Source organism: Erythrobacter colymbi (genome assembly GCF_002155685.1).
Classification (GTDB): domain Bacteria; phylum Pseudomonadota; class Alphaproteobacteria; order Sphingomonadales; family Sphingomonadaceae; genus Erythrobacter; species Erythrobacter colymbi.
The window spans coordinates 1-10,395 of the sequence record NZ_MUYK01000039.1; the positions used below are offsets into that span (position 1 = coordinate 1).

The window sequence follows — 10,395 nt, forward strand, 5'->3', positions numbered from 1 at the left end:
GCGCGCGGTGTTCCGAGAATTGCGCGCGCAGCATTCCGATATGATCGCGCGCAGTTTGAGGTGAGGCTCACCTGATCGTTGGGGCATTCTTTCGACCGGATAACGGTTGGAGGAATGCATGCCGACGAGGAGAGTTACGATGCGCCATGTGCGCGAGATTTTGCGTCTGAGTCTGGACTGCGGGCTTTCGACGCGGGTGGTTGGCGAGCGGGTCGGGGTCGGACCGACGACGGTCCGGGATACGCTTCGGCGGTTCGATCGGTCGGGTCTGACTTGGCCAGTGCAGCCTGAAATGACGGACAGCGACCTGGAGTCCCGGCTCTACGGCGTGCCAGGGGTGAAGCCCGGGCGCCGCAAGTTGCCTGAGCCCGACTGGGCGGTGGTGGCGCGCGAGTTGAAGCGCAAGCACGTGACGCTGCAGATCCTGTGGGAGGAATACCACGCGGCGAACCCCGACGGCTATCGCTACAGCCGGTGGTGCGACCTGTTCCGGCGCTGGGAAGGCCGGCTGCCGCTGGTGATGCGCCAGAGCCATGCCGGCGGTGAGAAGCTGTTCGTTGATTATGCGGGCGACACGGTGCCGGTGGTGGTAGACCGCAGAACCGGCGAGATCCGCGATGCGCATCTGTTCGTCGCGGTGCTGGGCGGCTCGAGCCTGTCGTTTGCGTGTGCGACCTGGACCGAGCAGTTTGCTGACTGGGCCGAGGCTCACAATGCTGCCTTCGCATTCTTCGGCGGAGCGCCGCAGCTGCTGGTGCCCGACAATGCCAAGGTCGCGGTGATCAAGGCTTGCCACTTCGATCCGATGCTCAACCGCAGCTACACGGACATGGCTCGGCATTACGGGACGGCAGTGCTGCCGGCACGGCCGAGGAGGCCCAAGGACAAGGCGAAGGTTGAGGCCTGTGTCAGGATCGTCGAGCGCTGGGTGCTGGGCCGTCTGCGCAATCGCATCTTCTACAGCCTGGCCGAGCTCAACGCTGCCATTGCCGAGTGCCTTGCTGATCTGAATGAGCGCCGTGTGCTTCGCCAGTTCGGCCGCACGCGCCGCCAGCTGTTCGAGGAGGTCGATGCGCCGAACCTGAAGCCGCTGCCACCGGAGCCATGGGTTCATGCGCAATGGAAGCGCTGCCGGGTTGGGCTCGATTACCATATCGCGCTCGAGCAGCATCATTACTCGGTGCCGCACCGCTACGCGCGGCGCGAGGTTGAGGTGCGTTACACGGCCCGCAGCGTCGAGATCTTCCTCGGCGGCGAGCGGATCGCGGTGCACATGCGCGGCAGTGGCAATGGTCGGCACACGACCGTGCCCGAGCACATGCCATCGAGCCACCGGCGCTATCTCGACTGGACACCGGCAAAGATCCAGGAGGAGGCGGGCCGGATCGGCCCGATGCTGTCGCTGTTGATGGCGCGCATCATCGAGGACCGGCCGCATCCCGAGCAAGGCTACCGTTCGTGCCTGGGGATCATCGGCTTGTCCAAGCGGTTCGGCGCTGAGCGCCTTGAAGCGGCTGCGCTTCGCGCGCTGGAGATCGGCGCGCGCAATTATCCGTCTGTAAAATCGATCCTCGAAAAGGGGCTCGACAAGGTGCCCGTGTCCAAAGCCCCGGAGCGCGAGCCGATCCTGCACGACAATATCCGGGGCTCTCAATACTACCACTGAAAGGAGCAAGGATGCTCAAACACCCCACACTTGATCAGTTGAACCAGCTTGGCCTTATCGGCATGGCCCAAGCCTTTGCGGATCTGGATGGCAATGGCGATGCCGCCAGCCTGAACCACGCGGAATGGCTGGCGCTGCTGCTCGATCATGAAGCGACATGGCGCAATGACAAGCGCCTCGCCCTGCGCCTGCGTCAGGCAAAGCTGCGGCACCAAGCCGTGCCTGAGGACGTTGATTATCGCAGCGCCCGCGGGCTCGATCGGCGGTTGTTCGAAATGCTGCTGAAGGGCAGCTGGATCGCTGCCCATGAGAACTGTGCGATTATCGGACCAGCAGGGGTCGGCAAGAGCTGGCTGGCCTGCGCCGTCGGGCATCAGGCCTGCCGTGACAATCGCTCGGTTCTCTACACCCGCCTGCCGCGGTTGATCGACGAGCTGTCGCTTGCCAAGGGCGATGGCCGCATTGCTGCGCGCATGAAGAGCCTGGCCCGCGTGGACCTGCTCATCCTCGATGACTGGGGGCTTGAGCCGCTCGATGGCAATGCCCGCCATCATCTGCTGGAGATCCTCGAGGATCGCTATGGGCGCCGTTCAACGCTCGTAACAAGCCAGCTACCCATCGCGCGCTGGTTCGATCTCATCGGCGATCCGACCTACGCCGATGCCATCCTCGATCGGCTTGTCCACAACGCCCACAGGCTCGAGCTATCCGGGGAATCCATGCGGCGAAGCATCGCCGCTCAAGCCGCTTGACCCGCGGCAAAGCATAGTGCCACAACATACCAACGATCAGGTGCTTCACCTGCGCGCGATCAAAGCGGAACGCTGCGCGGCATCAGATCGGAATACATGCGCGCGATCGTCGGAATCCGCACGACGATCTCACTGCCCCGGCCTTCGATGTTTCGGACCATGTCGAGGACTATTGCGAGCTCGATCCGATCGCCGATCAGTGCATGCGCCGCGATGTTCAGACGGTGGTGCAGCCCGACCGCATTCTCGTATCCTGCGAGCCGCTGCGGGCGGTGACCACGCTTGCCGGGGAGACCGAGTTCGAGGAGATCCGTCCCGACACGTTCGATTACCGGTTTTTCTCGGTTCGCAACCTGCCGACGCGCTGGGCACCGTGGGACTGCCAGAAGGTGATCGGGGACATGTTCGCCGACAAGCTGCGCCCGGGCTGCCCGACCATGACCAGCCTGTGCATCGTCTACCAGGACGAGGAAGCGGCGAGTTCGAAGGCTGGATACAAGTTCATGCGGACCTCGAGCCTTGCCGATACGCCCTCGGCGCGGCTTCTGCCGCAGCTGAAGGACCAGAGCCGCGAGTGGGAACATGTGACGCAGGAGCTGCGCCTCGGCCGCAAGCTCGTGCAGGTCTATTACACGGTCGGCATCATGAGCCCCAAGGGCAAGGGCGATGCGAACGAGCGCACCATCAAGTCGATCTACAAGGCGGCCGGATGGGATCTGCTCGACGAGCGTTTCCTGCAGATCATGGCCTTCATGTCCTGCCTGCCGATGACACTCGGCAACGGGCTCGATGTCGATCTGAAGCGCATGAAGCGGCTGCGCACCATGCTCACCACCACCGCTGCCAATCTCGCGCCGCTTCAGGGTGAGTTCCTCGGTGGGACCAAGCCGCACCTGATGTTCATCGGGCGGCGCGGACAACCCTTCTTCTGGTCGCCGTTCGAGAACAGCGCGGGCAACCACAACGTGGCGGTGTTCGGCAAGTCGGGATCGGGCAAGTCGGTGGCGCTCCAGGAGCTTTGCGCCGCTTTCGCAGGGATCGGTGCCCGGATTATCGTCATCGACGACGGGCGTTCGTTCGAGCACATGTCCAAGATGCTGGGCGGCAAGTTCGTCGAGTTTCGGCTGCGCGACGGATTCAGCCTCAACCCCTTCTCGATGATCGACGCTGAGCTCATCGACAATGATGAGGACTACCTCGTCGATGCGCTTGCCATGCTCAAATCCATCATCGGCCAGATGGCGCGGCATGTGGATCACCTGAACGATACCGAGCGCGGCCTCATCGACAATGCGGTGGGTCAAGCGTGGCACGGAAAGGGACGCGAAGGGTCGATCGACGACGTGGTCGAGGTGCTGGTGGCGCATGGGAGCCTCGCGGCCGAGGATCTGGCGACTGCCATGTTCCCGTTCTCCTCCAAGGGCACCTATGGCCGGTTCTTCATGGGAGAGGCGACGGTCGACATGTCGTCCGACTTCACCGTCTTCGAGCTCTCTGACCTCTCGAGCCGGGAGGAGCTGCGGTCGGTGGTTCTGACGGCAATCATGTTCCTGTCCTCGCAGACAATGCGCAAGATCGACCGGCAGATCCCCAAGGCTCTGCTGATCGATGAGGCCTGGCAGATGCTGCGGGGCGGTTCGATGGCTGATTTCGTCGAGACCTACAGCCGCACCTGCCGCAAATACGGAGCCTCGCTTATCACGGCGACGCAGAGCCTGAACGATTACTACAAGTCGGAAGGCTCGCTGGCGGCGCTCGAAAACTCCGACTGGTCGGTCATCCTTCAGCAAAAGCCCGAGACCATTGCGGATTTCCAGAAGCACGGCCGCTTCGACATGGATCCCTACACCGAGGCGTTGCTCCGGTCCCTGAAGCGCAGCGGCACCGACTATTCCGACGTGATGATCAAGGGCCCTGACACGCTGGCGGTCGGCCGCCTGGTGCTCGATCCCTATTCGGCGACGCTCTATTCGTCCTCGCCGGCCGTGTTCGGGCGCATCGAACGGCTCATGGAGCAGGGCTTTACGATGGATGAGGCGATCGAGATGGTCGCCTTCCCCCATCTGGAGCGCGAGATGATGCGGGAGGCGGCAGAATGACCGTGCCCCTTCCCGGCCGGTTCCAGAAAGCCGCGCGCATCGCGGCCGAAGGGATCATCCCGTTGTCAGCCGAACCTGTGAGCAGCCGGAACGGCGCGGTCGCGCAGCCGTTTCCCGTTCGGGGGATTGTCGCCGACCTGTGCTACTTCACGCTGCGGCTTGCAGGCTGGCTTGCCCTGACGGCGCTCGCCACTTTCGGACTCTACGCCGTGTTCTTCATGGCGCTGGGCGCGTTCTCGGCCGAGGGCTTCTTTGCCCACCTGGCGAACCTCTCGAACCGCTTCGGCGATGCCGAGCCTGCACGTCAGGCGCTCTTCGTTCGCCAGCTCGCAGTTGTCACCCTCGTCCTGTTCCTGACTGTCAGCGCGGCCCGCTACCGCTCGCTGGCCACCATATTTTCGGCCGACCCGGCCCCGCGAAAGGATTGACCATGTCCGAGCAGCTAACTCTCATCCCGCCCACGGCGCAGACGCATGCGACGCCGATGGCTTTTGCGGAGAGAGATTATGGCGGCCCCAAAACCGAAGGTGGCTCGCCGGATGCTGCTGTGTCGCGGCCTTCCGCGCCTCGATCAGGGCAGCGCCGCAAGGGTCTGCCGCCAAGTGTGTTCCTTTTCGCAGCGCTTGCGGTTGCCGCGCTCCTCTGGGGCGCCTGGGTGACCAAGAACATCCTCGATCCGTCCGTAGTGAAGGCACCAATCGCCAGCGTCAGGCTCGAACAGATCATCGGTGAGTACGTTCAGGCTCAGGCCCGTAGCAACACGCCGCCCGAGATCGTGACCCGGCAGACCCAGGCCTTCATGGCCGCGCTCGGCGAGGAACTGAAGGCGCGCGGCGCCGACGGCACCACGGTGATGGTCGGCGAAGCGGTGCTCTCGCAGAACGTGCCCGACATCACGGCCGAGGTGCGCAGCGCCATCTATGCCAAGGTTCCTCCGCCTGCCGCGCCCGCAGCCGCTTCGCCTCCGGCGTTTGCGCCGCAGCAGCAACTGCCCACTGGCCCGGCCGCGATGCCGGTCCCGGGACAGTAGGTCGGGAAGGGGAGGGACGCCGTCATGAGCACTTCGCCGATGTCACCCATCCGCGGATCAGTGATGGCGGCGGCCCTTCTGCCTCCTTTCGTACGGTCGGTGTGCCCTCAGGCTGCGCTTGCACCTGAAGCGACATCAACTTCTGGCTGGGGCATCCTCCGATGACCGCTCCGAACACATCTCGCCGTCCTTCGGTTCTTGCCCGCTGGGCGATGATCGGCGTCCTTGCCGCCGGCATCGTCTCTCACAATGCGATTGCCGCATGGCAGGACAGTCATTCCTTCATGATCAACGCAAGCGAGAGCCTGCCCAACTGGGCCTTCTTCGTCAGTGCGGGCAAGGCGCCCAAGAAAGGCGACTATGTGTTCTTCGTGCCGCCGCCGGGTGAACTCGTCAGCCGCCATTTCGGACCCGATCAAGGGCCGTTCGGCAAGCAGGTGATCGGCATGCCGGGTGCAGTGGTCGAGCATCGCGGTGATCTGGTTTATGTGGACGGCGTCAAGGTCGCGCGCATCAAGCCGCGCACCCGCCTGGGCGAGCCGTTGCATCCGGGGCCGACCGGTGTCGTCCCGCGTGATTGCTACTATGTCGGGACCGATCATCCTGACGGGTTCGACAGCCGCTATGCCGAGATTGGCTTTGCCTGCCGCAAGGCCATTCTCGGCACAGGGACACCCATCCTGTGAGGGCGTGGCCGATCCTTGCGACGGGCTTCACGCTCCTGAGCCTGACCACGGTCGCGCCGCTGGTTTCGATGGCCTTTGCGCGCGACCATGGCGTCATGGGGCAGACCTGGCCGATCGCCGAGCCTGATCTCCTCACCACGATTGACGCGAAGCTGAAGACCCTCGAAGGCAATGGCAGCATCGAGCGTATGCAGCGCGAGCTGGTCGCCAAGACCGAGTATCGGGTGCGCAACCCATTGCCCGTACCCGGCATTTCCGCGACCCAGAAGGACCGCAGCTGGCTGTTCGATCCGTCGATCGTGGTCGAGAACGACGTGCGCGATCAGAAGGGCAATGTGATTGCTGCGCGCGGCGCGCGCGTCAATCCGCTCGCCTTGATCGACATGACCACCGACCTGGTGTTCGTCGACGGCCGCGATCCAGACCAGCTCGCCTGGGCGACCAAAAACTGGGCGAGCGCCAAAGCCAAGATCATCTTCGTGTCGGGCTCCCCTTACGATCGGATGGGCGAATACCAGCGCCGCTTCTTCTTCGATCAGCAAGGCCAGCTGACCGGGCATTTTGGAATTGCTCATGTGCCCGCAGTGGTCTCGCAGAAGGGTCAGCTCCTCGAAGTGCGCGAGATCGTGCTGCCGGCGAAGGGGGCGAGCTGATGCCTCTTTGGCTCGATTTCTTGCGTACACCGATGGCCGCGCCTGAAACGCGTGTCCTCAAAGTCATGCGCATGGCGACCCTTGCGATTTGTCTGTCGCTCATCGTCTCGATCGCGGCCATCGGCCCCCTCAAGGCCGCGATCGGGACCGGCGCGGGCGCCTTGGTGGCAGGGCAGCTCCTTGTCCTCATCGCGCTCGTGCCGACCTATTGGGTCGTCAAGACCCGGGCCGACGACGCCTGGCTGTCCCATCTCCTCGAGGAGAGCGAACGATGATCCGCCGGCTCATCGTCGCGCTCTTTGCGCTCCTGGCGGTGGCCCTGGCGCCGGCTGCTGCGGTTGCGCAGACGCCGCCTTCCAAGTGCTCCGGCAAGTTCGTCAATCCGGTGACCGATGTCTGCTGGAGCTGTATCTTCCCGATCTCGCTGGGCGGCGCCAAGCTCTGGAAGGGCCGCCCTGATACCAAGAACCCTGATTTGCCGATCTGCGCCTGCGGCTCACCGGTCCCGCGCATCGGCCTTGCGGTGGGCTTTTGGGAGCCGGCCCGGATGGTCGATGTGACCACCAAGCCCTGGTGCTTTCCCAACCTCGGCGGCTTGAAGCTCGATCCCGGCTTCGATGTCGGGCGAGGGCAGGTATCGGGTCCGCAGATGGGGGGAGGGCGCACCGCCAACACCGCCAACTATCACGCCCACTACTACGTCTACCCGTTGCTCTACTGGATGGAGATCCTGACCGACTTCCTGTGCTTTGAATCCGCGAGCTTCGATATCGCCTACATGACCGAGATCGACCCTCTGTGGAACGACGATACGCTGACCACGCTCATCAATCCTGAGGTCGCGCTTTTTGCCAATCCCATTGCGGTGGCGGCTTGCGCGGGTGACTGCGCCGCTGCCACGGCGAGTTTGCCGCTCGATGAGCTCTTCTGGTGCGATGGCTGCAACGGGTCGATGTTCCCGATGAACGGCAACATCGCGGCGCACAATTCGCCGGTCCAGTCCTCGCGGCTCGCGGCCGAGCGGCTGCTGTTCAAGATGCACCGGCAAGGTCTCGCCTGGGGCACGGCGGGCTCCAAGGCGCTGTGCGGCAAATACATCATGCCGATCCTCAAGAAGTCGCAATACCGGATCCAGATGACCAATCCGATCGCGACTGTGAACGGCAAATACGCCTGCTCGCCAATCGGAGCCTCGACCATGCCACCGGATGTCGGGCGCGGCTATCCGGTCGGCGGCGAGGATTTTGGTTATCTGCTCTGGCGCAAGCGCAACTGCTGCATGTGAGCGCCGTGACGGCGCAGAAAGGAAATATGTATGTAATTCAATATCATATTCCTTTCGATCGTCTTGCTGGCGATCGACCGGTGGCTGCGATGCCACCCCACCTGATGGAAGGAATCGGGTCGGAAGGGGGTCTCCAAGGTTTGCCGCGTTCCGGCGGTCGGCCTCAAAGCAGGAGACCTGAAATGTACCGAATGCGGCCCGTCAGCCGCAGGTCGGGCTACCACAGGGCCTAAGGTGAGATACAAGCGAATGACGTGTCTGAAGCCTCTTTATTTACAGTTGAACTCCCGATCACCTGACGGGGTGGGGAGATCGCGGTGTGAACCGGTTGGTTTGGTATGCTGCCTTCTGGTGAATGCTTGCAGAGTATTCGTTTGCGGGTCGTCCTTTCTTGCCCGCAGACCCGAGCCGCAAGGGGTTAAGCGTCGCACCTACGGGTCCAAGGTTGATCGTCGGAACACGGGAACCATCATCGTCCGCCTGCTTCGGAGCAGGCTATCCGCGGAGACCGGGGATGGACGCTGGTGGGGCGGAGCCTGCGTAGTAGTCCGAGGACGGGAAAGCCGTCCACATGGCGAAGGCGGGCAGGAAGTCGGTGGGCTGTCATGACGGAGGAACTACCAGTGGACTCTGGTAATCAAGCCCCAAAGGCTTGGCTCCTCGGCGTTCAGAGAAAGCTCTACCAGTGGAGTCGGGAGCACCCCGAAGAACCATACTACGACTTGTGGAATTGGGTGACCGATCCCCGCAACTTGTACATGGCCTGGAGGACGATTGCCGGTAATCGCGGCAAACGCACTCCGGGGATCGACGGGGCGACCGTAGAGAAAATTGCCGCTGGAATTGGTGTCGACAAATTCCTTCAAGGGCTCCGCGAGGAGCTCCGGGCGGGCGAGTATCGTCCGTCCCCTGCACGAAGGAAGTGGATCCCAAAGCCGGGCAAACCGGGGAAGTTCCGACCCCTCGGTATCCCTACGGTCAAGGATCGCGTGGTGCAGTGCGCGGTCAAACAAGTACTGGAGCCGATCTTCGAGGCCCGGTTCTGGCCTGTCTCATACGGGTTCCGGCCCGGACGCGGCAGCCAAGCCTGCCTCGAACATATCCGTTTGACCATCCAGTCGCGGGGGAAACCTGCGGCAGATGGCTACCGACACAATGCGCCGTACCAATGGGTAATCGAAGGCGATATTGAGGCCTGCTTCGACAACATCGGCCACCACCCCCTGATGGAACGCGTGCGCCACGGCGTCGCGGACCTCAAGGTGAACCGATTGATCGTGCAGTTCCTTAAGGCCGGGGTCTTGGAGCATGTCACGTACAGCCCCACCGACACCGGCACGCCGCAAGGCGGCGTGCTCTCCCCGTTACTGGCCAACATTGCGCTGAGCGTGATCGAGGAACGGTATCGGGACTGGGTCCGCCGCCCCGAAAGCCCGGAGCTGAAATCCGATGGGATCAGGCTCGCGGCGATCAAGCGCGACAAGGACCGGAAGGCCGGTCGAACGGTCTTCTACCCTGTCCGCTATGCCGATGACTTCCTGATCTTCGTGTCGGGAACGGAAGCTGACGCGCTTGCCGAAAAGCAGGCGTTGGCGACCTACCTGCACGAGGCGATGGGTCTGACGCTCTCGCCCGAAAAGACGCGCATCACTGCGCTAACCACGGGCTGTCGGTTCTTGGGATGCCGCGTGCGGCTTAAGTGGGACAAGCGATTCGGGCTTCATGCCCGCATCGAAATCCCGCGTGAGCCGATCAACGGCTTCCGCATACGGATAAATCAAATGGCCCGGCGGCAGACGCTTCGGCGTTCGCTCGCGGCCATGCTTCAGGAACTCAATCCATACCTCCGGGGGTGGTCCGCCTACTACCGCTACTGCGTGGGGGCCAAGCGCATCTTTGCCAGTCTCGACTGGCATGTGCGGCAACGCCTCTGGCTGTGGCTTCGGGCCAAACACAAGCGTGTTCCGGGGAGGAGGATCGCATCGGGCCGCAGGCCGAGTGTTGCCCATCCGGGTACCAAGGTCTGGGCTGAAGGAGGTACGGAGCAATTCTTGATGAGCTACGTACCTGTCCACCGGTTCGAACTCAAATGGATGAGAAAACCCGAATTCGCCATGACTTCTGGAGAGCCGGATGCACAACGAAAGGTGCACGTCCGGTTCGGAGAGAAGGCGTGGGAAACGGGCGGTGGAGACACCGCACCGCGCCCGCGTCTTACTCTACT

At 63.1% G+C, this 10,395-nt stretch carries 9 protein-coding genes and 1 pseudogene; all 10 read left to right on the top strand.

The window, feature by feature from the left end; translation table 11 throughout:
• The first annotated feature begins 139 nt into the window (after window positions 1-139).
• Window positions 140-1,666 carry an IS21 family transposase gene (istA, locus tag BZF57_RS20075; RefSeq protein WP_162290999.1) on the top strand — a complete coding sequence of 509 codons (1,527 nt, stop codon included), beginning with the start codon at window positions 140-142 and terminating at the stop codon, window positions 1,664-1,666.
• Window positions 1,667-1,677: 11 nt separating this feature from the next.
• Window positions 1,678-2,418 carry an IS21-like element helper ATPase IstB gene (gene istB, locus BZF57_RS20080; protein WP_086738086.1) on the top strand — a complete coding sequence of 247 codons (741 nt, stop codon included), beginning with the start codon at window positions 1,678-1,680 and terminating at the stop codon, window positions 2,416-2,418.
• Window positions 2,419-2,540: 122 nt separating this feature from the next.
• Window positions 2,541-4,517 (top strand): annotated as a pseudogene (locus BZF57_RS20085) (TraC family protein); the annotation flags it as partial.
• A complete protein-coding gene (locus BZF57_RS20090; protein ID WP_086741119.1) occupies window positions 4,514-4,945 on the top strand; it encodes a hypothetical protein in 432 nt (143 codons plus the stop codon). The pseudogene BZF57_RS20085 and the gene BZF57_RS20090, both read left to right, overlap by 4 nt.
• Before the next feature lie 227 nt (window positions 4,946-5,172).
• Window positions 5,173-5,547 (top strand): TrbI F-type domain-containing protein, encoded by a 375-nt coding sequence (locus BZF57_RS20095; RefSeq protein ID WP_240506068.1) that lies wholly within the window; start codon window positions 5,173-5,175, stop codon window positions 5,545-5,547.
• A 161-nt stretch (window positions 5,548-5,708) separates the two neighbouring features.
• On the top strand, window positions 5,709-6,233 hold the full coding sequence (locus BZF57_RS20100; protein WP_086741122.1) for a S26 family signal peptidase: 525 nt from the start codon (window positions 5,709-5,711) through the stop codon (window positions 6,231-6,233).
• Window positions 6,230-6,886, top strand: a complete 657-nt coding sequence (gene traW, locus BZF57_RS20105; protein ID WP_338029951.1) for a type-F conjugative transfer system protein TraW — start codon at window positions 6,230-6,232, stop codon at window positions 6,884-6,886. The genes BZF57_RS20100 and traW overlap by 4 nt, the downstream gene beginning before the upstream one ends.
• A 32-nt stretch (window positions 6,887-6,918) precedes the next feature.
• Window positions 6,919-7,161, top strand: a complete 243-nt coding sequence (locus tag BZF57_RS20110) for a hypothetical protein (RefSeq protein ID WP_240506069.1) — start codon at window positions 6,919-6,921, stop codon at window positions 7,159-7,161.
• On the top strand, window positions 7,158-8,171 hold the full coding sequence (gene traU, locus BZF57_RS20115; RefSeq protein WP_086741126.1) for a conjugal transfer pilus assembly protein TraU: 1,014 nt from the start codon (window positions 7,158-7,160) through the stop codon (window positions 8,169-8,171). The genes BZF57_RS20110 and traU overlap by 4 nt, the downstream gene beginning before the upstream one ends.
• 605 nt (window positions 8,172-8,776) lie before the next feature.
• Window positions 8,777-10,395, top strand: a 1,619-nt coding sequence (gene ltrA, locus BZF57_RS20120) for a group II intron reverse transcriptase/maturase (protein ID WP_086740703.1), incomplete at its 3' end; no start/stop codon positions are given.